General features: G+C 47.4%; 16 protein-coding genes and 4 pseudogenes. 3 read left to right on the plus strand and 17 right to left on the minus strand.

Annotation, left to right across the window (positions count from 1 at the left end; all coding sequences use genetic code 11):
- Positions 1–133 precede the first annotated feature (133 nt).
- Together KCR01S_RS21915 and sopA are read right to left on the minus strand one after the other, a co-directional pair.
- Positions 134–1,105: a ParB/RepB/Spo0J family plasmid partition protein gene (locus KCR01S_RS21915; RefSeq protein WP_001698877.1), complete on the minus strand. Its 972-nt coding sequence runs from the start codon at positions 1,103–1,105 to the stop codon at positions 134–136.
- Positions 1,105–2,271, minus strand: a complete 1,167-nt coding sequence (gene sopA, locus KCR01S_RS21920; RefSeq protein WP_000523812.1) for a plasmid-partitioning protein SopA — start codon at positions 2,269–2,271, stop codon at positions 1,105–1,107. The genes KCR01S_RS21915 and sopA overlap by 1 nt, the downstream gene beginning before the upstream one ends.
- A gap of 740 nt (positions 2,272–3,011) precedes the next feature.
- Here sopA and KCR01S_RS21925 point away from each other — a divergent pair.
- A complete protein-coding gene (locus KCR01S_RS21925; RefSeq protein ID WP_000200069.1) occupies positions 3,012–4,022 on the plus strand; it encodes a RepB family plasmid replication initiator protein in 1,011 nt (336 codons plus the stop codon).
- Between the two features lie 1,859 nt (positions 4,023–5,881).
- On the opposite strand, the pseudogene KCR01S_RS24975 reads toward KCR01S_RS21925, so the two are convergent.
- Positions 5,882–6,354 (minus strand): annotated as a pseudogene (locus KCR01S_RS24975) (IS1 family transposase); the annotation flags it as partial.
- Between the two features lie 268 nt (positions 6,355–6,622).
- Positions 6,623–7,378, minus strand: a complete 756-nt coding sequence (gene repE, locus KCR01S_RS21940; protein WP_000807690.1) for a replication initiation protein RepE — start codon at positions 7,376–7,378, stop codon at positions 6,623–6,625.
- A gap of 533 nt (positions 7,379–7,911) precedes the next feature.
- Between repE and KCR01S_RS24585 the strand changes: the two are divergent.
- Positions 7,912–8,373: pseudogene (locus KCR01S_RS24585) on the plus strand (IS1 family transposase).
- Between the two features lie 10 nt (positions 8,374–8,383).
- On the opposite strand, the gene KCR01S_RS21945 reads toward KCR01S_RS24585, so the two are convergent.
- On the minus strand, positions 8,384–8,575 hold the full coding sequence (locus KCR01S_RS21945) for a hypothetical protein (RefSeq protein ID WP_000861580.1): 192 nt from the start codon (positions 8,573–8,575) through the stop codon (positions 8,384–8,386).
- An 8-nt stretch (positions 8,576–8,583) separates the two neighbouring features.
- Entirely contained in the window at positions 8,584–8,970 is a 387-nt protein-coding gene (gene stbA / locus KCR01S_RS21950) for a plasmid stabilization protein StbA (RefSeq protein ID WP_006796897.1), read from the minus strand.
- Positions 8,971–9,526: 556 nt separating this feature from the next.
- Here stbA and KCR01S_RS21955 point away from each other — a divergent pair.
- Positions 9,527–9,943 (plus strand): hypothetical protein, encoded by a 417-nt coding sequence (locus KCR01S_RS21955; RefSeq protein ID WP_047721960.1) that lies wholly within the window; start codon positions 9,527–9,529, stop codon positions 9,941–9,943.
- A gap of 37 nt (positions 9,944–9,980) precedes the next feature.
- On the opposite strand, the pseudogene KCR01S_RS24595 reads toward KCR01S_RS21955, so the two are convergent.
- The 11 genes and pseudogenes from KCR01S_RS24595 to KCR01S_RS25710 form a co-directional block, all read right to left on the minus strand.
- Positions 9,981–10,678 (minus strand): annotated as a pseudogene (locus KCR01S_RS24595) (IS1-like element IS1A family transposase).
- 156 nt (positions 10,679–10,834) lie between these two features.
- Positions 10,835–12,082, minus strand: a complete 1,248-nt coding sequence (locus KCR01S_RS21970) for a capsule biosynthesis protein (RefSeq protein WP_032180184.1) — start codon at positions 12,080–12,082, stop codon at positions 10,835–10,837.
- Positions 12,083–12,170: 88 nt separating this feature from the next.
- On the minus strand, positions 12,171–14,183 hold the full coding sequence (locus KCR01S_RS21975; protein ID WP_061285059.1) for a capsular polysaccharide biosynthesis protein: 2,013 nt from the start codon (positions 14,181–14,183) through the stop codon (positions 12,171–12,173).
- A gap of 50 nt (positions 14,184–14,233) precedes the next feature.
- Complete coding sequence (rfbC, locus tag KCR01S_RS21980; protein ID WP_061285060.1) at positions 14,234–14,782, minus strand: dTDP-4-dehydrorhamnose 3,5-epimerase; 549 nt, start codon at positions 14,780–14,782, stop codon at positions 14,234–14,236.
- A 52-nt stretch (positions 14,783–14,834) separates the two neighbouring features.
- The gene (rfbA, locus tag KCR01S_RS21985) at positions 14,835–15,707 is read right to left on the minus strand and encodes a glucose-1-phosphate thymidylyltransferase RfbA (protein WP_032175614.1); all 873 of its coding nucleotides are present in this window, start codon (positions 15,705–15,707) and stop codon (positions 14,835–14,837) included.
- A gap of 148 nt (positions 15,708–15,855) precedes the next feature.
- Positions 15,856–16,743 carry a dTDP-4-dehydrorhamnose reductase gene (gene rfbD, locus KCR01S_RS21990; protein WP_061285061.1) on the minus strand — a complete coding sequence of 296 codons (888 nt, stop codon included), beginning with the start codon at positions 16,741–16,743 and terminating at the stop codon, positions 15,856–15,858.
- Complete coding sequence (gene rfbB, locus KCR01S_RS21995; RefSeq protein ID WP_061285062.1) at positions 16,743–17,828, minus strand: dTDP-glucose 4,6-dehydratase; 1,086 nt, start codon at positions 17,826–17,828, stop codon at positions 16,743–16,745. Before rfbB ends, rfbD begins: the two co-directional genes overlap by 1 nt.
- Positions 17,829–18,027: 199 nt before the next feature.
- Positions 18,028–19,782, minus strand: a complete 1,755-nt coding sequence (locus KCR01S_RS24980; protein ID WP_167348848.1) for a DUF6270 domain-containing protein — start codon at positions 19,780–19,782, stop codon at positions 18,028–18,030.
- A gap of 74 nt (positions 19,783–19,856) precedes the next feature.
- Positions 19,857–23,684 carry a CDP-glycerol glycerophosphotransferase family protein gene (locus KCR01S_RS22005; RefSeq protein ID WP_061285064.1) on the minus strand — a complete coding sequence of 1,276 codons (3,828 nt, stop codon included), beginning with the start codon at positions 23,682–23,684 and terminating at the stop codon, positions 19,857–19,859.
- A complete protein-coding gene (locus KCR01S_RS22010; protein WP_061285065.1) occupies positions 23,677–24,789 on the minus strand; it encodes a stealth family protein in 1,113 nt (370 codons plus the stop codon). The genes KCR01S_RS22005 and KCR01S_RS22010 overlap by 8 nt, the downstream gene beginning before the upstream one ends.
- A 38-nt stretch (positions 24,790–24,827) precedes the next feature.
- Positions 24,828–24,948, minus strand: a pseudogene (locus KCR01S_RS25710) (UTP--glucose-1-phosphate uridylyltransferase); the annotation flags it as partial.

The following is a 24,948-nucleotide window of genomic DNA, read 5'->3' on the forward strand; positions in this document are numbered from 1 at the left end:
AGGCAGATAACCTGACCGCCGATACAGATGGGACCGTGGTCCCAGAGAGAATATTCAGGCCAGTTATGTTTTCTGGCCTGTGAGAAAGGAAATGAAGTAAAGGGAGATCACCGTAGACTAAAGCGTGTCCGCATCAGACTCCTGGTTTCTCAAGCTCCTTAAGAATGGCTTCTATTTTCTCTATATACTCCGCAGGAATGCGGGACCTATCCAGGTTAAGCACCATTTTATCGCCCTTATACAATGCTGTTGCCCCTGGAGCAAACTGATGACGTGAGCTCAGATTAACTCTTGATGCGGGAGATTGTTTCAGTACGGATGTTAAAAGACTAATGACCTCTTCAGCTTCAAAGATTAGTCCCGCTTTCTTCTGATCGTGGAGAGTCTCAGCCTGCTGCTTCAGTAATTCTTCTTTATCTGCAAAAGCCTTCTGAAGGGCTTCACCTGACCGGGCAGACAGTTCTCCAGGATGTGCAAACAGGGCAACAACGGATTTAGGCAGTTTGGCCGTATTAATACAGCGGGTAATGATCTTACGAGAAATGTTTTCCGCATCGGCAAGCGCAGAAATATTTCCTGCAAACTCATTCTGCAGCCGGCTTGTATAACGCAGGCCACGTTCATAAGCACTCGTCGGCCGATAATCGTTACCCAGTCGGGACAATGCAGCCATCTGCTCATCGTCCAGTTCACCAACCAGAACGCGATAATCACTTTCCGTCAGGATTGCGGCTTTACGGCGACGGCTGCCGTCGGCAATTTCTATGACATCAGAAACCCGGCGGCCGAAAGCTGGAGTCTGCTGACCGGTCAGTAAAAATGAAGGAATGAGATCATCCAGAGCATCTTCGGTAAGTAGTTCCTGATCGCGCTCATTGCCTGACCATACGCGTGAAGCGCTCTCAACAGAGTCTCCCCGGAGCACCTCAAGGGTAAATTTTACTTCCCGTCCACATACCGGAAGAGAGATTGCATTACCGCGGGCCATAGCACCCACGCGCGCAATTAATGAATCCACCATCGGCGCGGCCGGCGCCGGTGATGAAGTATCTTCAGTCGATTGAGTAAGTGTGGTATGTCTTGGAATGACAGGAGCACGCTTCATTATCTAATCTCCCAGCGTGGTTTAATCAGACGATCAAAAATCTCATTGCAAACAGGCTCCCAGATAGAGAGGGCATTACGCCAGGCACCGGTTGAAGAACGTTGATCAATAGCCTGTTCAAAAACGGTTCTCATACGGATCTGACCTTTGCCGACTTCATCCGTTTCGCGCACAACATTTTTAAGGACCATGCTTCCCCAGGCATCCCGAATTTGTTCTTCCATCCACGGGGACTGCGAGCCATTATTATTACTGTATTTGGTAAGCAGAATACGGACATCTGGCTCGAAGCCTTTAAGATCCACGTTCTTAAGCAGGTCACGTAGCATATCGAAAAACTGCAGTGCGGAGGTGTAGTCGAACAGCTCTGCCGGAGTAGGGACAATCAGAACATCAGCAGCGCATACAACATTTATCGTACCGATACCAAGGTTGGGTGCACTGTCGATAACTATCACGTCATAATCATGAGCGACAGTTTCAATGGCCAGACGGAGCATCAGGTGCGGGTCAGCAGGTAATTTGCCTTCGTCAAATTTCCCCATCAGCTCGGTTTCAATGCGGTGCAGTGCCAGACAGGACGGGATGATATCAAGGCCAGGCCAGCAGGTGGGCTTTATAGCGTAGCTGGCGTCATCCTTTTCCCCAAGATAAAAGGGCAGGAGAGTGTCCTCAGCATGAATATGAAGATCGGGCACCCATCCGTGATACATAGAAGCAGTTCCCTGTGGGTCATTGCCTTCAACAAGCAGAACACGGAGTCCTTTCAGAGCAAGATCCTGAGCCAGGTGAACGGATACTGAGGTTTTGTAAACACCACCTTTGTGAGCTGCAACGCCAATCACCGGCGGAAACGCATCTTCAGCACGGCGCAGTCGTGTACCAAATACATCCCGCATGTGATTGATTTGTTCGATGGTATAACCAACGCGTTGCTCAACTCTCCCACGGGTTTCCATATCAGGGTGCGGCAGCCGGCCAGCTTTCTCGGCATCCCTGATAGCCTGAGATGACACGCCAACTAAATCTGCCGCTTCACCAATCCTCCAGCGCCGGGTTATTTTCCGGGCTTCCGGACTGTCATCATTAAACTGTGCAATGGCGATTGCTTTCGTCATTTCATGACCAGCACTTATACACTGGTTGAGTGTATCCATGAGTCCCATACTGAACATCCTTTAATCATCACTTTGCATTATTTTATTAAATCTTGGAATTTATTGCAAAGCAACAATAAAATCGCAAAGCACACGAAAAAGTGCAAAGTGAACCACATTGGGTAATGAAAGAACGCAGGGGATTACAAAAGAGTACATACCGCAGTCAATATTAATCACTGCCGCTCGCCGCAGTAAGCGATCTCACACAGTGAGAAAGCGGCGAGGAAGCGGAAAATCACAGAACTCACAGATTGCACGTACGTCGGGTTGCTAAAGATGACTCGGGATCAGCCAGTTATAATGAAATTGACTGCGGTATGTAATATATTGACTATGGTATGATGCTTACCGCATCTGTAGGAAAGACGACTCAGCATACCGCAGTCAATGTTTCATTGTTGTACCTGTAGATCTCAATCTTCCAGAGCGTATTCAGGAAAATCAGGCCAGGGTTCTGGATATCTGGTGTGGCGCTTCCGGCCTTGTATCTGGGTTATTCATGGTCTCGATCCAATAATTGATCCCAAGGAGATCATAGTGAGATCCAAAAGAGATCCCCGGATCGCTCCAGCATGCGCTGTAACTGGCTTTAACGTCTGTCTGGATCGACTGCGGAATGTAAAATGTTGACTGTTATATGCATAATCTAATACTGTGATATGCAACGGTATTTACTGAGGTATGTATATCCGTTGACTGCGATACGTATTACTACATCCTTTTGTGGATAACCGTTGAGGATCAAGATGACGAGCGAAAATAATAGCTTACTTCTGAACCTTCAGGAAGTTGATAAGACAACCGGTGAAGTTGTTAAGCTGGATGTCAACAGCACCAGTACCGTGCAGCCAGTAGCGCTCATGAGACTCGGTCTCTTCGTCCCAACTCTGAAATCAACAGGGAAGAGCAAGGCGAACCGGAAAAACGTTACAGACGCGACTGAGGAGCTTGTACAGCTGGCCATTGCCAAAAGCGAAGGATACACTGACGTTAAGATCACCGGTTCGCGTCTTGATATGGACACGGATTTTAAAGTCTGGCTGGGGATAATTCGCTCCATGTCGGAGTATGGGGTAAAAAGTGACACCCTGGAACTGTCGTTCGTCGAATTCGTTAAGATGTGCGGATTTGACTCCCGTCGTTCAAACAAAAAAATGCGCGATCGCATCAGTAATTCCCTGTTTAAACTCGCCTCGGTTACGCTGAAGTTCCAGAGCGAGACCAAAGGATGGACCACCCATCTGGTGCAGTCAGCCTATTATGACATCAACGAGGATATCGTTGAGATCAAGGCTGAACCTAAGCTGTTTGAGCTTTACCACATGGACAGAAGGGTACTGCTGCGGCTGAAAGCCATTGACGCCCTGCAGCGCAAGGAATCAGCCCAGGCGCTTTATACCTACATCGAAAGTCTTCCCCAGAATCCTGCACCTATTTCCATGAAACGGATGCGTGACCGGCTGAATCTCACCTCAAATGTCTATACGCAGAACCACACGGTGCGTAAGGCGATGGAGCAGCTGCGGGATATTGGTTATCTGGATTACACCGAGTTTAAACGTGGCCGAGCCACCTATTTCAGCGTGCATTATCGCAACCCCAAACTCATCAGTAGTCCTGTGAAGGTTCCGCGCAAAGAGGAAGAAGAGAAGGCGCCAGAGCAAAATTATGACGAAGTCATTAAGGCGCTGAAGGCTGCTGGCATCGATCCTCTTAAACTGGCTGAAGCCCTCTCAGCGATGAAGCCAGAAAATTGACTGCGATATGCATATCATGACTGCCGTATGCCGCTAAGGACATTCCATTGACTGTGATATGCATCACGCATACCGCAGTCAATATTTATTCTCTATCATGTCTGCCCGGATCGAACAATATTGACTGTCATATGTGATTTCGGGTCATGATACGCAGATATTGACTACGGAATGCGGGTTTAATGGGGGTAATCCCTGGTCTGTTCACCATTCCATGGGGGATAACATGCCACAGTCAATTTTTCAGTAACGCTCTATATCCCTTACGAAAATCTCAATCGGGTGCTGAGACGGTCATGTTACCTGACGGTATCCGTTCCCCTGTGTACTGCAGGTTTAGCCCGGCAGGATGAGACTGCAGCTGTCTGTATAACCCGGCGCCAGCTTCACACTGTTAAATGCGATCAGGAAACGGGAGCCGAATGGCAGAAAGGTGTTGGCTAGGGAAGGTGCGAATAAGCAGGTCATTTCTTCCCAAGCTGACTCGCTGATTAAAATTTCGCGGATCTGGGCCGATTTTTTTCCCGCAAACACATCGAATCAGCCTATTTAGGGGTCAGTTTGGAGATCGGAAATTTTTGTACGTTAAGCACATTATTTAACCAATTCGGATGCGTAAGTGATTGATTTATCGTCATTGGCTATCGCTTTTAGGTTGTCGCTCTTGCTGTATCGCATTTAGGTTATCCGATTAAGACAAAATCCCCTGAAAACGCTGTATAGCGCGGGAGTACACCCTATTGCTACAGGTAAGCCTGTTCAAAAAACAGGCTTACCGTACAATAATTCTCTATATCCAAACTGACCCCAAATAGGCTGATTCAAGGCATTTACGGGAGAAAAAATCGGCTCAAACATGAAGAAATGAAATGACTGAGTCAGCCGAGAAGAATTTCCCCGCTTATTCGCACCTTCCCTTGTCAAAGCTAGGTTCAGATGTCCATGGTGAGGCTAATTCGAAATGTCCGTTCATGGTACAAAGCAGACGTTAAAGCCTACAGCATCGGGATGCTTTCGGATGCCGCGTCAGCGGCATGGAGGCGCCAGATGAGGTTACATGTGTCTGTGGAGTCAAATGGCGCCGAAAGCCCGGCATAGCCGGTTACAGGGCTATAAATTCTGCCTGCCCACCCCTGCCCTAGTTAGCCTTAACCGGCTAACAGCAACGAAGAAGTTAAGGTAATCCCTTTTAACCCCGGTGAGCGGGCTTTACGGCGTTTACGACGTAAAGGGCGTGATTTCCGGGGCCTTAGCGGCGGCAGCTTGCTGCTGACGCTTAGGGGGATGTTCATCAACTATTTCAGCGACACCAGGAAACTTAACACGGTAGCTGCAAAGCCATACCCGCTTAAAACAGCTCAGACGCCTCTGTACGCGGTCGGAGTGGTCCCGACAAGGCGACAGCCGCAGTCGGGGCGTATCTCCGCGTTAGCGGGCCGCAGGGCCGCTTACGAGCGTGTACTAAACAACTGACCACAGCTCCACTCACAGCGATGAAGAAGAATAGTTACAACACCCATCATTAAAAGCGATGGTGTTCCCCGGCCTTCGGCCGGGGGCGGCGGCGCTTTTCAGTGGTGGGGAGGGGCACTTGGCCGGCAAACCGGCGCCGGTTTTATGATGAACTTCCTTTTGAATGCTGTAACTAATTTGCTTCTCCGGTCGGGGCCCTTCGCGAAGCGATGGGAGCTCTTTCTGATGTTGCCGAACCGGCGCGACCGTCAGGTCGCTGCAAGGGCGGGCATTCTCCGGAGCCTGTCCACAGGGTAGGCGATGAAGAGGTTATGTGTTTACAGGATTTATTAAAGGATCTTTAAAAGAGATACAGAACTGGTGTTTAAAAGGAACTACGCGCCCTGAAAGACCGACGGCAGGCTCAGAAGATGCTCCAGCGTGGCCATAGTACGTTCACCGAAGACGTGTGCAACAACCGTCCTCCGTATCCTGTCATACGCGTAAAACAACCAGCGCTGGCGTGATTTAGCGCCGACGTAACCACACTGTTCATCCATTTCCGCGCAAACAATGACGTCACTGCCCGGTTGTATGCGTGAGTTTACCGACTGCGGCCTGAGTTTTTTAAGTGTCGTAAAATCGTGTTGAGGCCAACGCCCATAATGCGTGCACTGGCGCGACATCCGACGCCATTCATGGCCATATCAATAATTTTCTGGTGTGTACCGGGCTGAGAGGCGGTGTAAGTGAACTGTAGCTGCCATGTTTTACGGCAGTGAGAGCAGAGATAGCGCTGATGTCCGGCAGTACTTTTACCGTTACGCACCACGCCTTCAGTAGCTGAGCAGGAGGGACAACTGATGGAGATGGAAGCCACGGGAGCACCTCAAAAACACCATCATACACTAAATCAGTAAGTTGGCACCATTACCCGGGAAGAGGGAGAAAATCTAGTGTGACAAACTACCCTCAGGATAGGGTGACAAATTGCCCTCAATTCTGGCTCCACTACCGGTTACAGCCAAAAAAACTATGAGTAAGCGCAGGATGCCAGGGAGGGAACAGCAAAACTGTGACAAATCACCCTCAACTTTCCAGATCAAATGTGACGAACCACCCTTAAATCTGTGACAGATAGCCCTCAACTATTCAATCGTCATGGAGGTTATATCACGGAAGGAAAATACGATATGCGTCGTCTGGCGGCCTTTCTTTTTCTCGATGTAAGAAAGGCGCATTGGTGTCCGGCTGTTGATCTCGTCAACACTTGCCTGCAGGAAACGGCGGCGAAAGTCCGGCATACGCTGGTAACTTTGAGGTAGCTGGTAGCGTTCCATGATCCAGTCGATTTTCAGGGACACGACACCTGAGCCATCAGGTTTACGGTACTGGCACAGAGATTCGTATAAACGCATGGCGTACGGATTGGTAATCTCTTTTGTTTCACTGAGCCGGAACTGCGTAAACCGGTTCTGTAACCCGATGAAGAAGGGAATCAGATATGGGTTGATATGTACGCTGTAAAGCCCTCTGGATGGGCTGTGCGCACGTTTAATAAACCAGGGAAAGGATTCATACCCTTTTTCATCGCCGGCATCCTCTTCAGGTCGATAGAAAACCACTTCCTTACCCGCAAAACCTTTTAAAGCCTGTCGTATATCCTTACTGGCTTCAGCGGAGGTCAGCCCGAATGTTTCAGCGTATTTAGCAACGTGAATTTCGCAGATGCCGTCATGTTCCTGCAGGGAGCCGTCGGATTTTCTGATCTGGTCAACGAACAGATACAGCATACGCTTTTGATCCCTGGAGAGACTATATGCCGCCTCAGTCAGCTCGTTAGACTGGACAATCCGCGGGCTATTTTTACGTTTTTTATGGTTTATAACCGCTATTTCCGCCATGACAGGTCCATGCGAAGTGTGACAGACTTTAAGATTGTCACACTTCATAAAACAGAGTCAACAGGGATGGATAACTTTGTGAAAAGCAACGCTTCCTGAGGGCAATTTGTCACAGGGTTAAGGGCAACTTGTCACAGAAATGGCGGCTATTTGAGGGTGATTTGTCACACTGAAAGGGCGTTTTGTCACAGATACCTCTCTGGAACCCGCATGGATAAAGGCCTGTGGGCATTCTAAAAATAAAAATCTAACAACTATTTAAAAAGATCTTATAAAAATATCCCCGTGGATAAGTGGATAACCCCTATGGGAGGTGATTTTGCAGGCATTGAGCGTATGCAGAATTTATGAGTACTGTTCCATGGTGCTTCCTCGCTCACTCGGGGCTTCGCCCTGTCGCTCGGCTGCGGCGAGCACTGCTGGCTCGATTATATCTGTGGCCAGAAGTTAGACATACAGCCTATTCTGTCCAGTTCTGGGTAATGCTACCAACTTGCTGATTTAGTGTATGATGGTGGTTTTGAGGTGCTCCAGTGGCTTCCATCTCCATCACTTGTCCCTCCTGCTCAGCTACTGAAGGCGTGGTGCGTAACGGTAAAAGTACTGCCGGACATCAGCGCTATCTCTGCTCTCACTGCCGTAAAACATGGCAGCTACAGTTCACTTACACCGCCTCTCAGGCCGCAGTCGGTAAACTCACGCATACAACCGGGCAGTGACGTCATTGTTTGCGCGGAAATGGACGAACAGTGGGGTTACGTCGGCGCTAAATCACGCCAGCGCTGGTTGTTTTACGCGTATGACAGGATACGGAGGACGGTTGTGGCGCACGTATTCGGTGAACGCACGCTGGCCACGCTGGAGCGTCTTCCGGGCCTGCTGTCGGCCTTTGAGGTCGTGGTATGGATGACTGGCCGCTTTATGAATCACGCCTGAAGGGAGAACTGCATGACAAAGTCATTGGACATTATCTGAACATAAAACACTACCAGTAAGTTGGAGTCATTACCCCTCAATCAAACGTGAGAAGTCGTCACCTTTAAAACTGGTCACATTTTCAATACCCAGATCGGAAGCAGACTGGTTGATAGTCTCTACCGCATAGAACTTTGCACCAGTCAGGCGCGGGGCTAACAGGTAAGATGAAATTAAGGTTTTACGAACACTGCCACTGTAATTAATTACCGCTACTTTCATAAATCACCTCAGAATTTTTTGTTGAACTTCTTAGGGTCGAAATTCTCACCGATTTTCTTGAAGAATTCTTTATCAATAATGCCGGGACTCTCTGCTTTTTTACTTTCCTGCGCTTCAGGCTCAGACGGTTGTGTATTGTGCAATACACTTTCCGCTGCACCCTTCGCGCTACTCTTATCATGTGTATTGTGCAATACATTTTTTCGGTTTTGCCGCGTTCTATACAGTGCCATCTCAAGCCCTTTGGCTGTTACCGAAAAGCTGTATTCGCTGTCGAGGATTTCAGCAATTTCATGCCGCGTTAGCCCTCTGTCCAGCCAGTTCTCGATTTCATTTAGGCGCAATCTGACAGCAGCCGATAAGTTGCGGGGTTTCAGATCTGCTGGTTTATTCATAACCCCCTCCGTTGTATGAAAATGACTCTACAACACTCGTAAGAAGGGGTCAATCGAGTTTTGTAGTTTATCTGTAGTTTTATTGTAGTCTATTTGTAGTCTGTCACGTTTTTTGTAGTTTCTTTGTAGTTTTATTGTAGTCTATTTGTAGTCTTCCAACACTAAGGCAAAACGTTTTTTGTAGTTTATCTGTAGTTTAGCTGTAGTTTATCTGTAGTTTTTGGTTGCTCAGATGGTCATGCAAGCATGACCATCAAAGAATAGGACGCTTTTTAGCCAAATGACCCTTAACCTACGGAGATCGCCCTACCAAAAAAAGATGATTTTTTATCCCTTAACCTGCTATACACCTAACGCAGCGTGATAAATAACGCTATCACAATGATTTAAAAGAAAAAAAACCAAATTTAGCCATGCTGCGGTATTACCCAGGTATTACAAATCCAATCTAACTTACTGATTTAAAGAATTTTTTATTTATTACTTTGGTAATACTATGATTTCACCGTATTAGACACCCTTTTTTCGTTTAAAAAATGCACAAAGTGAGGACTGAATGCCAACAATAACCGCAAAAGTATCAGATGAACTTTTGGCCTATATAGACCTGGTTTCAGGTGGTAATCGGTCAGAGTATCTGCGGCGCTGCCTTGAAGCTGGCCCAGGTGATCTGGAGTCCGGGTTGAAAATAGTTACCAACCAGCTGAGCGACGTAAATCGCAAACTGGATTACCTTTTTGACCGTGCTTCAGATGCGGATTTTGGCTCACTGCGCGATGAGCTGAAGGCAATAACCGAAACGCTATCTGGCGTAACATTCCCACCGGCAGGACAGATGATGTTGCATGAATCACTCGCTATTGAAACGCTGATCCTCCTACGTTCGATAGCAGAACCGGGTAAAACCAAAGCGGCAAAAGCAGGGGTTGAACGTAACGGCTATAAAGTCTGGGAACCAAAAAAGGAGCGCTGAAATGGACGATAGAGAAAGAGGCGGTAATGACTCCAACTTATTGATAGTGTTTTATGTTCAGATAATGCCCGATGACTTTGTCATGCAGCTCCACCGATTTTGAGAACGACAGCGACTTCCGTCCCAGCCGTGCCAGGTGCTGCCTCAGATTCAGGTTATGCCGCTCAATTCGCTGCGTATATCGCTTGCTGATTACGTGCAGCTTTCCCTTCAGGCGGGATTCATACAGCGGCCAGCCATCCGTCATCCATATCACCACGTCAAAGGGTGACAGCAGGCTCATAAGACGCCCCAGCGTCGCCATAGTGCGTTCACCGAATACGTGCGCAACAACCGTCTTCCGGAGCCTGTCATACGCGTAAAACAGCCAGCGCTGGCGCGATTTAGCCCCGACATAGCCCCACTATTCGTCCATTTCCGCGCAGACGATGACGTCACTGCCCGGCTGTATGCGCGAGGTTACCGACTGCGGCCTGAGTTTTTTAAGTGACGTAAAATCGTGTTGAGGCCAACGCCCATAATGCGGGCACTGGCGCGGCATCCGACGCCATTCATGGCCATATCAATGATTTTCTGGTGCGTACCGGGTTGAGAAGCGGTGTAAGTGAACTGCAGTTGCCATGTTTTACGGCAGTGAGAGCAGAGATAGCGCTGATGTCCGGCAGTGCTTTTGCCGTTACGCACCACCCCGTCAGTAGCTGAACAGGAGGGACAGCTGATAGAAACAGAAGCCACTGGAGTACCTCAAAAACACCATCATACACTAAATCAGTAAGTTGGCAGCATCACCCGGCCAGATTAGGGATAAACATTAGTTATTTTTACAACGAGGGGATAAAAGCGAGGGGCAGATCGGATCCGCCGGGGCAATCTCCCCGGCAGAGTGGTGAATTAGCGTTCGAGTTCGGAATCGATAATAGAATCCGGCAGGGGGAGTTCGGTCGGGACGTTAAGCCAGTCGGACTTACCGTAAAACACGGCGTTGATCTGCGTGTTGTAGAGCAGGTGGGTACGAAAACGGTGGAACAGCTGTTTGTCAGGCGCGAAATCCGTTTGCCAGAACTGGTTCAACGGCCCCTGCCAGGTTAAGCCTTCGATGTCATACAGCGCTTTGCCCATCACCTTGAGCGGCTTGTTGTGGATCAGCGCCGACAGCCCCGCAGTGCTGTTAACGGTGATCACCCCCCGGGTATGGGTCAGCAGGGCGGGCAGGGAGAGATCGTGGATATAGATCACCCGGTCTGTCGTAATGCCGTACTTCTCGCACAGCGTATTAATCAGCACACCATAATAGCGGTGACCACGATCCATCGGGTGATGCTTGAACACCAGATGGTGTTCTTTCGGCGCATGGCGGGCAAAGGAGCGGATCACGGTTTCGATATAGTCACGCACATCTTTATACGGGCTGTGGTGAATAATCTGGCTGTCGTTGTAGACCTGCAAAATCGCCAGGTAGTACGCGTTGTCCAGCGTTTCGGTGATATGGCTCAACATGTGGCGCTGCTTCCAGCGATACCACAGCTTACGACGGCCGGCACGGACCCAGCAGCGCATCTCATACCACGGGGAGAATGACTTGTGGTGGCGGTAGCCGCGATAGCGATGGCGACCAAACCAGCCTGCCGCGTAGTAGAGCATGGCGTGGGCGGCACGGTTAAAGGCGCTGGGCTTCCATGGCGTCGGGGTTTTCAGCTCCGGCAGCGGCTGCTCGCGATAGTATTTCGCATCGATGGGCATCGAGGAGAAGGCGTTCACGCCGCCTTTTTCCAGGGTGATATAAAATGGCCGGAAATACCCCTCCTCAAAGGCGAGAAAGTCGATGGCTTTACCGCGCGCCCACTTCTTCGCTTCGACATGCATCGGGCGGCAATCCCCGAAACAGACGATGGTGTCGAAGGCGTACTCTTTGTGCAGATCGCGCAGCCAGAAGGCAAAATTTTTCACCGGGCCGGTGTAGTGCAGCGACGTCTCTTTTGCGGCATACCAGGCGTCTCCGGCATTAAAGCAGACCTGCTTCACTTCGCGGTGGTTGTGCTGCAGCCAGGTCGCCAGACGTGCAAAGCAGGGGCCCATCGGTCCTTGTAATAAAAGATATCGGCGGCCATTTAATAAATGGCGTATGGCTTGCTCTTCCATTTCTTTTCCCAGATCCGTTCCGTTGATGAGACAGGTGATTAACGGCTTGATGACCGCTTTTCTTTAATACATCAGGATAAATCGTTCGCTAGCGAAGCGTCTGCGCGAGATAGCTCAGTTTTAACTGCCAGCGCTGCCAGCGCTGCCAGCGGCTGGCTTTTTGCGATGAGGAGTGACCCTGCGCGGCCAACTGGCGTATCAACTGCTCCGGGCTCATCCACAGCCCGCTCTGCCAGTCGATATAGCGCGGATAGGCCACCAGGGTCAGATAGACCAGCGCCGCCAGTGGCAGAGGGCGCTGACGACGCGGGGCAGGATGTCTGTCTTCGGTCAGTCCCCAGCCGCTGTAGAACGGCTGGCCCCAGGTGGTGACGTTCACCCCCTGCACCAGCGCTTCAAAGCCGCTCAGCGACGTCATGGTGTGCAGCTCATCCACATGGGGATAGAGACTGGTCAGGCCGAGATCCAGCACCTGGCTGTCAACGCAGTGGGCCAGACATTCGGCAGAGATAGCCCCGGCCCGGTTGCCCGCCACCACGTCCGGGTGCGGTTTAAAGAGGATGTGCGCCTCCGGTCTGGCGTCACGTACCGCCCATAGCAGCGCTTCGTTGCTGCGGATAACCGGACTGCCGGTGAGGATCGAGGCATCGCCATCCACCTGGCCCACCACCAGCACCAGCGAACGGCCATCAGCAGGTGGGGTGAACGGTTTGATGGTGCCAACGTTATATTTGCTCACCCCATGCTGGCGGAGCAGATCCACCAGCGTCTCGCCGCGAGCCAGCTCCTGGTCGGTAAGCTCATGCTGATTTAGCAACTGCTCCAGCCCGCTTGGACGGCGGCTGTCGAAGTAGATCCCCACCGGGTCGATGGAGAGCGACGAAGGGCGGCACAGGTTTGAGCCCAGCCCCCGGGAGCGGATAAAACCATCTTCCACCCGGATGGCGTTCTGGCGTTCAGGATGGCGGCTGCCCCACACCAGCACCTGTTCGTCGTCGGCCAGCGTTTCAGGCAGCTTGCGCACAAAGCGCAGCTCTTCGGCCAGCGGCTGGCAGAAGGCGCGCATAAAGGCGCGCTTCCACAGCGAGAAGCCCACCATATAGAGGCGGCGATAGCGCGGGGCTGGGCTCTGCTGACCGGCAATAATGTCGAGCACCTGTTCCACTTCGCAGCGCTGGCCCAGGATCGGGTCCAGATAGCGCGGGTAGAGGATCAGCGCCGCAGCCACCAGCTGGGGCAGGGCGATCGGCCCCTGACGGCGCGGGCAGGTTTTGCTGTCGTGGGTCAGCCCCCAGCCCGCGTAAAACGGCATGCCGAAGCAGTGGACCGCTTTCCCGAGCAGCAGCGCTTCAAAGCCCATCTGGGAGGAGACGGTATAAACCGCCTCTACGCTATTCAGCAGGGCGTGGGGATGGCAGTGTTCGGCCACTACCTCCACGTCGTCCAGCGCCAGCCGCGCCAGCACGCCGCTTTTTTTACCCAGCCGGGTATCCGGGTGAGTACGCAGCAGCAGGCGGGCATCGGGGTGATTACGGCGGGCCGCCGCCACCATTGCGACAAAATCCTCTTCGCTTGCCAGCGCACCAGGAATGGAGAGATCCCCTGCCACTTGGTCAATCAGCAGCACTTTAGGGCGCGGGTCGCTATGCAGGCGGGCCGTCAGCGTATCCGGCAGGCCGCTATCTGCGGTATAGCAGTTGTACTTGGTGATGCCGAGACGCAGCAGTTCAGCTGTGAGCGTTTCGGCACGCGCCAGCATGCTGTCATCGCAGGGGGTCGCGATCAGCTCTTCAAGGCGGCTCGGCTGGCGGGCATCGTAGTAAATTCCCACAGGATCGGCGATCAGGGAGACGGCTTTGCCCCCCCTGGCGGGATGGCCAATATACCCGATAAAGCCATCCTCAAGCTGCCAGTACGGCAGGCCTAGATCGTGGGCTTTTTGTCTGATTTGGCGGGTATTGGCTTTTTGGCCCCAGCCGACCAGGACATCGTCTTGCGCCAGTTCTGTGTTGGTTTTAAAGGCGTGTAACGGGTGGCCCAGCATCGGCTCAAGCTGCGCTTTTCGCGCCAGGATCCCGGCTGAACCTGTATAGAATGTCATGTGCGCTCTGTGCATCAGAAAACGCCCCGCGTCACTGCGGGGCGTGGGACTCAGAAGTACTCTGCGTCAGGGAAGGATTTGGCAACGCTGTCTTTGGCGGAGGTGAGGATCTCGCTGTCGATTTCTGGCCAGGTAATACCAATGGTCTCATCGTTCCAGCGGATGCCGCGGTCGCTCTCCGGCGCGTAGTAGTTGGTGGTTTTATACAGGAACTCTGCGGAGTCGCTCAGGGTCATAAAGCCGTGGGCGAAACCTTCCGGGATCCACAGCTGGCGCTTGTTCTCGCCAGACAGATGCACACCCACCCACTGACCGAAGGTCGGGGAGCTTTTACGGATATCCACCGCCACGTCGAAGACTTCACCCGCCACGCAACGCACCAGTTTGCCCTGCGCATGTGGCGCCAGCTGGTAGTGCAGGCCACGCAGAACGCCTTTTGAGGATTTAGAGTGGTTGTCCTGCACGAAGTTGACGCTGAGGCCAATGGCAGCTTCGAACTGCTGGTGGTTAAAGCTTTCGAAGAAAAAGCCACGGTCATCGCCAAACACTTTTGGCTCAAAGATAAAGACGTCGGGGATTGCGGTCTGAATTACGTTCATGATTACGGCCTGATTGATAAATGGGGCATGACGCCCCAGGTGTTAATGGTGACTACTTGAGCATTTTCAGCAGATATTGCCCGTAAGCATTCTTCGCCAGCGGCGCAGCTAACTTGCGCACCTGGTCGGCATCGATAAACTTCAGACGGTAAGCAATCTCTTCAGGACAGGCCACTTTCAGCCCCTGACGGGTTTCAATGGTCTGGATGAAGTTGCTGGCCTCAATCAGGCTCTCATGGGTGCCGGTATCAAGCCAGGCATAACCACGGCCCATCATGGCGACCGACAGATCGCCCTGCTCAAGGTAGATGCGGTTCACGTCGGTGATTTCCAACTCGCCGCGCGGGGACGGTTTCAGGCTTTTGGCAATCTCAACCACGCGGTTGTCATAGAAGTAGAGACCGGTTACCGCATAGTTGCTCTTCGGTTCCAGCGGTTTCTCTTCCAGGGAGATCGCGGTGCCTTCACGGTCGAACTCCACCACGCCATAACGCTCAGGATCGTGTACATGATAGGCAAAGACGGTGGCGCCCGCAGGTTTGGCTGCGGCGGCTTCCAGCTGTTTTTGCAGGTCGTGGCCGTAGAAGATGTTGTCGCCCAGCACCAGCGCGCAGTCGTCGCCGCCGATAAACTCTTCGCCGAGGATGAAGGCCTGCGCCAGGCCGTCCGGGCTTGGCTGCACTTTGTACTGCAGGTTCAGGCCCCACTGGCTGCCGTCGCCCAGCAGTTGCTCAAAGCGCGGCGTATCCTGCGGGGTGCTGATGATCAGGATGTCGCGGATACCAGCCAGCATCAGGGTGCTCAGCGGGTAGTAGATCATCGGTTTGTCGTAGATTGGCAGCAGCTGTTTGCTCACCGCCATGGTGACCGGATAGAGACGAGTCCCTGACCCACCGGCCAGAATAATACCTTTACGCTTGTTCATAATCCTTCAATTCTTCTGTTTTGCTGTAGAGGGGCGCAACGCCCTCACTACCATCTGTTTGATTGCTGTAAAGGGAAGCTAAAAAAGCCGCTCCCTGACAAAGGTCCGTGTCGCTAAAACAAGGCACGCATAGCATACCTTGATGCGTTTACTTTCCAAGAATTTCAGCCAGCATGCGATCAACGCCGATCGTCCAGTCCGGCAGCGTCATCCCGAAGGTGCGCTGGAACTTGCTGGTATCGAGGCGTGAGTTATGTGGACGCTTAGCCGGGGTCGGGAAGGCGCTGGTTGGAACTGCGTTCACCTGAGTGACAGCCAGCTCAACGCCCGCCGCGCGAGCGGTCGCGAACACCCGCTGGGCATAGTCGAACCAGGTGGTAGTGCCTGAGGCGATCAGGTGATAAAGCCCGGCAACGTCGGGTTTATCCTGCGCGATACGGATCGCATGGGCCGTGCAGTCGGCCAGCAGCTCTGCGCCGGTCGGTGCACCAAACTGATCGTTAATGACCGACATCTCGCTGCGCTCTTTACCAAAACGCAGCATGGTTTTGGCGAAGTTGGCGCCACGGGCAGCATAGACCCAGCTGGTGCGGAAGATCAGATGACGCGAGCAGAGCGCGGCAGCCTGTTCGCCCGCCAGCTTGGTTTCGCCGTAGACGTTCAGCGGCGTGGTCTGGTCTGTCTCTACCCAGGGTTTTTCACCGCAGCCGTTAAACACGTAGTCGGTGGAGTAGTGCACCAGCCAGGCACCCAGCGCCTCGGCTTCTTTGGCGATGGCGGCAACGCTGGTGGCGTTGAGCAGCTCGGCGAAGTCGCGTTCGCTCTCGGCTTTATCCACCGCGGTATGGGCCGCAGCATTGACGATCACGTCCGGCTTCAACTGACGCACGGTCTCGGCCACGCCTTCCGGATTGCTGAAATCACCGCAGTAATCGGTAGAGTCAAAATCCACCGCTGTAATACGACCCAGCGGCAGCAGGGCGCGCTGCAGCTCCCAGCCCACCTGGCCATTTTTGCCGAACAGCAGAATATGCATCAGTTACGCTCCTGGTAGTTCTTCGCGATCCAGTCCTGATAACTGCCGCTTTTCACGTTGTTGACCCACTGCTGGTTATCCAGATACCACTGCACGGTTTTACGGATGCCGGACTCGAAGGTCTCCTGCGGCTGCCAGTTCAGCTCGTGGCTCATTTTGCTGGCATCGATGGCGTAGCGGCGGTCGTGGCCCGGGCGGTCAGTCACGTAGGTGATCTGGTCGCGATAGGAACCGGTTTTCGGCACCATCTCGTCGAGCAGGTCGCAGATGGTGTGCACCACGTCGAGGTTCTGCTTCTCGTTGTGGCCGCCGATGTTGTAGGTCTCGCCCACCACGCCGGTGGTTACTACGGTGTAGAGCGCCCGGGCGTGATCTTCAACGTACAGCCAGTCGCGGATCTGATCGCCTTTGCCGTAGATCGGCAGCGCTTTGCCGTCCAGCGCATTGAGGATCACCAGCGGGATCAGCTTCTCAGGAAAGTGATACGGGCCGTAGTTGTTGGAGCAGTTGGTGACGATAGTCGGCAGACCGTAGGTACGACGCCACGCGCGCACCAGATGATCGCTGGAAGCTTTCGACGCCGAGTAAGGGCTGCTTGGCGCGTACGGGGTGGTTTCGGTGAAGAGCGGTAACGCAGTGCCCGCGCTCACTTCATCCGGATGCGGCAGATCGCCATACACTTCGTCGGTAGAGATATGGTGGAAACGGAACGCCTGCTTGCGGGTTTCATCCAGCTCGCTCCAGTAGGCGCGGGCCGCTTCGAGCAGCGTATAGGTACCGACGATATTGGTTTCGATAAAATCGGCCGGGCCGGTGATAGAGCGATCTACGTGGCTCTCGGCGGCCAGATGCATTACCGCATCCGGCTGGTGGGTAGCAAAGACCCGATCCAGCTCCGTGCGGTTGCAGATATCCACCTGCTCAAAGGTGTAACGGTCACTTGCTGCGACATCAGCCAGCGACTCAAGGTTCCCCGCGTAGGTGAGCTTATCAAGGTTGATCACCGCATCCTGTGTGTCACGGATGATATGGCGAACAACAGCAGAACCGATAAAACCGGCTCCACCGGTTACAAGGATTTTCATAAGCGTTTTTTACTTTTTTGTATAGGATTCAAGAATAACAATGAGCTTTCACAAAGATTATTTTACTATTGACTTTAGTCAATACCTAAGATGATTTCAGTCATTACGCAACTGTATCATTTTTAACCTTTAAAAATACATTTAGGAGCTATTTGATCTCTTTAAAATATGATGAGACCAAGTTTTTATTTTTAAGGTTTTAACCTATTATTCCTTCTTGAAATAATTTCTTGGTTATTTTTTCAAAATCAACATTACCAACACCTTTAAGCCCATGATCAGAAATTACAGCGTCGATATACAACGCGTTTACTCCAAGCCGACGATCAATTTCGTTAAAATTGACATTTAAATCTTTCATACGTTGAAGATAAATGACTTTTTCTGGTAAGTTAGGGCATAGTACCATTGTATGAAATGCAGACCCTACAAATCCAACCAAAATTTTGCTATTAGAGATTATATCAATTTGCTCTTTAACAGACAGGGTTTCAGGATGTATTATTTTGAATCCACTTTCCTTTAAAATGTTTTCAAATTTTGATTCATCTGTAATTACACCGGAGTCCAATTTAGAACGAGATAGGTATATCAAATCACTCTTCGCTAAAGGGGAGTTGCTTGACTTATTTGTAATTGATTGCAGGAATTTATTAGAGATAAAGCCATCAAGTATGTTGCCTGCATCAGGGATGTAAAGAGTTTCCACTGAAATTGGTCGATCAACTAATATAACTCTCTCAGAAATACCCAAGATGGCAAATATTTCCTGCATATATTTTGGTAAAGATGATACTTTATTAAGACCTGCAGGAGTTTGAAATAATATTGGCTCATCTAAAATAGATAATGACCATAATCTGGACAAACTCTCAAGTAAAAAATGTCCATAATGGTCAACTAAAAAACCACCATATATTGCTGAGTTATAGTGATGTTCTGCAACTAATTCAAGGTGATATGGGCCCGACTGAACATATCCGTTTGCGCGGCTAAGCATTGCTGCGTTTAATAAATATCCAAATTGATACACTCCAGCATCAATCAAGACTACTCTTCCATTACTATTTAATGAACCCTTTGCCCATTTGCGAGAGTTGAGTTTGCAATTATAAAACGCACTTATCTGGAATGCGCCAGAGTCATATATAATATCGCGGTCTCGCCTTCTAACATTAAGATTGTGTAGAAGACTATTTAAAAAATGAGTATAAAAAGATTGGGCATAATGTACGAAATACTTCCCCCATGGATGTGAGGAATCACCAATAACCATCGATGATGATGAAGCAATTACTGTTGGATTAAAAGTAGCAATGAATTTTTTATTAACTTGGTGCCACAAAAGATTAAAATTGGTAACTTGATCATTATCAAAATTTGATATTGTATTGCCATCAACGTATCGATAAGCTGCTTCAGGAGCATTCAAAAATATTTTTACATTTGGGCAGATTTCTAAAATCTTCTCACGAAATGAAGTTAGTGCATCTTCAAATATCATCAAGTATTGTTCGTTATTATCTTTTAAAGAAAGTCTACTGAAATTAGATAATGAGTTGTAACCATTAGCCTTTCCGATTTTCCAGCTGTTGTCAGTAATATAAGTTTCACCTAAATTTATTACTGGAAATCTGACCTCAGAAAAAAGGTCTACGATAATAATGTCAGGTTGGTAAATTTCTAAATCGACCCAAAACTGTCTTTTACTCTCATAAATTACTTCGCGTTTTTCCCATTCTGACAAATTCTCTAAATCAAGTTCATGAATATAAGGTTTAGAAACTAAACTAATAATAGAGTTTTGTTGGGCGGAAACATTACAGTCAAAATATTTTCGCCAGTCAGGGTTAAATTTACTATTAAAGCAATCCCTGCTTACGCAAGAACCAACAACCGTGACTTTCTGTCGTTTAATTTCTGGTGGTTGAATATAAGTTAAAGTTTCGCTCAAAGGATTTATCATCGTCGACAGTTTTAAAATATTGGGGCCTGTTATGGCCCCTGTATGTTTGGTGAATTATCTAATCAATCGATTTTTTCTAATGTAGATAATTGAGTCATTGCTAGCATCATTTGAGTTGAACTTAAACGATGCCAATACTCCTTCGCTTCTATCTCTGGATAGTATCGAATTAAACCTCTCCAGCATCGCACGGCTTCATCCCAATGCCCTGTAAGCTCTGCAAGTTCAGCCATAAGTTTCCATTCTTCCAAGTCATTCGGAGTGCGAATTTCAGATTGTTGTAAGGTGCTAAAACCTTGTTCGACTTGCCCATTCATTCTATATGCCAAAGCTAATCTATATGGTGCATCAAGCACTTTACCTATACCTTTATTCCATATAGAAATCGCTTCAGACCATTTCTTTTGTAAAATCGCCACTTGGCCGCACTCACAAAGTAATTGCATATTATTAGGATATTTAGTCAATAAAAATGAACCAATATTGTCTATGCGATCATACTTTCCAAGCTGTCGCAATGATTGTACCAAACATACGGCTAATGCTTCCGGCAAGTCATTACAAGATACGAACATTTTATCAATTAGCGTTACTGACTTTTTAAAATCGCCACGTGCTGCAGCTAGTAATATAATTTCATAAAAGCACGTCAATTCTGCCTTTGATAATTTTTCATATTTAGTTATGAATTCATCGGCTTTATCATACATTCCAAGTTCACGATACGCATGTGCCAGTAACAACTGAGGTTTTAATTCATAGAGAGATTGTTCATCAAAGTTTTTTAGGATAGGTGAGAGCTTATTAATAACCTCTCTCCATTCTCCACGCGCTTTGTGAACAGTAGCATAACCTACAGCTTGTACATGTAACGGTAAGTTTACAAATAATGGATGTGATGTAAGTTTTAGAATCGCATTCCAATCGGCCATAGAAGTTAAACAATTTAAGTGTCGTAGAGGCCGGTATCCCTTCCGGCTTTCTTGCAATTGTGACCATATTTGTTCAGCCTTAGTCCAATTTTCCACAGCCATATATAATTCAACTCGTTCAAGCTGTGATTCAAGAGGGATTGGAATATTTTTAGCGATGAAAAATGCATCGCTTTCGTCCAGATAAACAAATGCTTTTTCGAATTTGCCTTGCATGCGTAATGCAGTTACTAAATTCATGCAAGCGCAGGCATGATGCTTTTCATCATACAATACATGTACTTTTTGCCAACGTTCTTCAGCTAAAGACCATATTTTACTGGTGCTTGCATTTTGTGCGTAATCAATTAATAAAGAAACATTTATGAAGTTATATTCTCGAGGTGCGTCAAGCGCAATAATAGCTTCATAAGTACGTTCGCAATTTTTTCCATCTTGATAAGGAAAAGCTAAATCCATGCGTGCTAACATATTGTCATCAGGCAGACAGTAATGTTCAAGTTGTGTTTTTAAAGCATCGAATAGTTCACTTTCTTGCATGACGACTGGGCCGAAACCATGTTCACGATAGTCATAGTAACCTTTGACATAATTATGAGTTCCGGAGAAGAATGTTTCTTCGTCGAATTGATAATAAATGACTGGTTTTTTTTGCACGGCCATTTCGAAAGCAACAGATGAGTAATCAGTTACCAATATGCTTGCATCAGTAAATAGTTTTTGCATACTCTCATTTACGTGGTTCATTACTTTTATGTGTTCTGGCAACGTAAATAATTCAATGTAGGGTTGAATATATGCGTGAGGGAAAAAGACGATGCTTGCATTGTGTTTTTCAGCAATTTCTTTTAAATATGGTGATGTTAAAACGCTTTGCCAATGTTTGAAGAATTCAGATAAAACAAATTCATCATTATATTCAAATTCACTCCCTCCAGAAATTCTATTGCCAATAATATTTTTTCGCCATGTTGGCATAAAGAGTATAGTGTTAGATTTTTTCTCTTTATTATTTAACAATAAATCGTGTCGAGGAAAACCTGTTAGGGCTACTTCTTTTTCAGTAAATTTATACCTGGTTCCATTAGCACAAAGAGAGTTTCTTTCAGGATTCGATGTGGTAATTATACAATCGATCTGTTCTTTAGAATTCAGCCATGCTGAAAGATCGTCTTTTGTCACACCATGTTGTAGGAAAATGAAATGTCTTCCCTTTAACATATTTTTACCGAGATAATTTGTGACGTAATGATCCGCATGTGAGCTAATCACTTTAGCACAGCTTTGTAGGGCTTTTTTGTGGTCATCGCTACCAAAGTTAATTAGATTGAAGTTTTCAGCCTCAAGGCGCTCCCAGTCATGAGAATCTTCACGTAAAACAAAGAATATATTTTGATCGGGATATTGATTTTTAACGTATCTATACAAATGTTCAGCATTATCATCGGCCTGGACATCTCTATCCATAAAAATCCATGCACCTGAAAATTGAGTGTCAACCTCGAATTTTGGTATGGAAGTTTTAAAGTAACCTTTGAGGTCTTTAACTGAAATGCCCTTAGCTGACTGACGCCCCCCCAAAGATAATTTCGTTGGGACAGAACCAATATCAACTCTCACTTCTTTAGCTCCATCTGGAAGATGAACCCAAAGGCGACGTTCGTAGCAGAAAGTTCTTCCAACAAAATCATGCATTATTGTTTTTGCAAAATCAGGAATAATGTCTTTGTCATCAATTGTGATTCTTTCAATATCGTTCTGGCTGCTAAAATAACGCAATAACACTTGGTTCTTGACAAAGTCGTACTGTTCTGCATATACAATTTGGAACGGTGGCTCTTGGTTTTTAAATAGACCTAATAAACCTACTTTATGATAAAACCATGCGCCTCCAAGGTTGAATTCAATAATTTGCTTAGAATCTATAAATTTAAAGATTTGTTCAATTAAGTTAAAGTAACGTTCTTTCTGATTTTCATCGAGAATGTTTAATTTTTCTGGGTGTTGGACTATTCTTTTAAAATGCCAAATTAAATCATATAGAACAGTCCACTGAATCGATTTTGGAACTTCACCAAGCTTATTATACTTTTCCAATAAATCCAAATACCCATGCTCAAGCACATCGGTATATTTTCCGATTTTTTCCCAAGACGTATCTAAAGATGAGCTTCCATCAGAACGCTTTCTATAAAAATATTTTGCTTTAGAGCAGAAAGCTATCGAGCTTTCTTGTGTTGCAAGTATATAATTAGCAACGAAGTGACCATCCTCAAAATTAGGTTTGATTCGATCATCAAATAATATGCCATTCTCAATAATTGTATCACGTTTGAAAATAACAGAATTTACATGCAATTGTGGATTTTTGTCCATCTGCATGACAGGAAGAATTTTATCACCGTCTTTAAATCTAAAATTTAATGGATGAGTATTGCTGTATGTATTTTTATCTTCAATATAAAAAATAAAATTACATGAAAGCATGGAGAGATTTTTTTCTCCATTTTTATACATTAAGTTATCAATTTGATGGAAATAGTCAATGTCAACGAAATCGTCTGGGTCAATAAATGTCACCCATTCAGTTTTGACTGATTGCATTCCCAGATTACGAGCTGATGCTTGACCACCATTTTCTTTAAATATATAAGTTATATTATTAGGGAAGCGTACTTGCCATTTCTTAATTATTTCGGCTGAGTTATCAGTTGATCCATCGTCTACCAAAATTAAATGGATATGTTTACAGAAATCTAGTCTTTGTTCGATGATACTTTTGAAGTAATCCTCAAGGTAGCGCCCTACATTATAAACAGCTGAAACTACAGTATACTGGAAATGACCATTATTTTTCTTAGGTTTAAGCACGCCAATTTTTTTACCTTGCTTAATAGCCATGTCGGAAAAAAATAATTTTGGGTCACGAATTAGTTTTTGAAGTTTTCTTTTAAACATGTTGATTTTCACTTGAGAAGAATTGTTGCAATGTAAGTTTTATTTTTTCATTACTTACGTTGGCGCTTTTATCTTTTGTATTGAAATCATTTGCACAAAATGAATGCGGTAATGTATTGTTCTTTTTAGAAGCCTCTAGTGCATTGAAATATCCAGCGGCAGCTGGTGAGCGAATATTAAAATAATAGCAAATGTCTCTTGCCAATATAGCTGAGCCGTCTAAATAAGCAAACCAAGGAACCAGAAACGTAGCCAAATTAAGGTCATTATCAGAGCGAAATTTATTTGATAAAAACGAAGTTATATCATATTCAAACGCTTCCCAACATTTATGATAAAGACTTTTACGCAAAGGAACATAGGTGTGTACTAATGGCGAATCGAGTAATTCACCATTAAATCTTCTTGCTAGCAACTTTCTTCCTCTAAGGGATGCTTTAAGTGTCGGTGTCACGATTCCTTTCTTATGCATCGTATTTAAACTTTTTTGGGATACAAAGAGAGATGCATTTCCATTATTTTTAAAAAAATGCCCGACTGGAAGAGGGCGAGCGACAAAGACATCGTCATTAAAATAAATAAAGTGCTCTGCCAGATCTTTAATTCTGTGAAGATGAGCTTCAATCACATGAGAGTTGAAAGTTGGCAAGTATTTTTCAGGAATGATTTCACGGTGATCTATAATTTTGACACGTTTATCATAATTAATATCTAACCATGCAGGACGTTGATTATCAGTAACGATAAAAATGTTTCTAACCCACGGTAGATATTTAATAACACAGCGTAGGGAATATTTTAATTCGTCATGATTGCTAAACCTTGATGGGTCTTTGCCATGCAGTCCCGTATCTCCAAAGTATGTTTCCCTACTATGGTTATAGCTTGCGACCCAAATAGGATCCTTGTCATCTACCCATGTGAATACCACATCGACCGGGAAGTTAACAATAATTTTTTCTTCAATCGCCAAATCATGCCGCATCAGAATGCTCTCTTCTTCCTCACGGCATAGTATTTCATTTCTAAAAACGGGATATCGCTTATTCAGATGATCCCGAAAAAAAATACCGGGATTTTTGAAAAATTTTCTTATTTTTCTCATGATGAAATATTCATTTAAGCGTAAATAAGTTAGAGGGGTTATTGCTGTAAATTTGCAATAAAAGTACTAAAATCAGTACCTAAGACAGGATGTCTCATTCCATATTCAACAAACGCTTTTAGATAGCCGAGTTTGTCACCACAATCATGTGAACGGCCC

It is taken from the genome of Kluyvera cryocrescens NBRC 102467, from assembly GCF_001571285.1.
GTDB lineage: Bacteria > Pseudomonadota > Gammaproteobacteria > Enterobacterales > Enterobacteriaceae > Kluyvera > Kluyvera cryocrescens.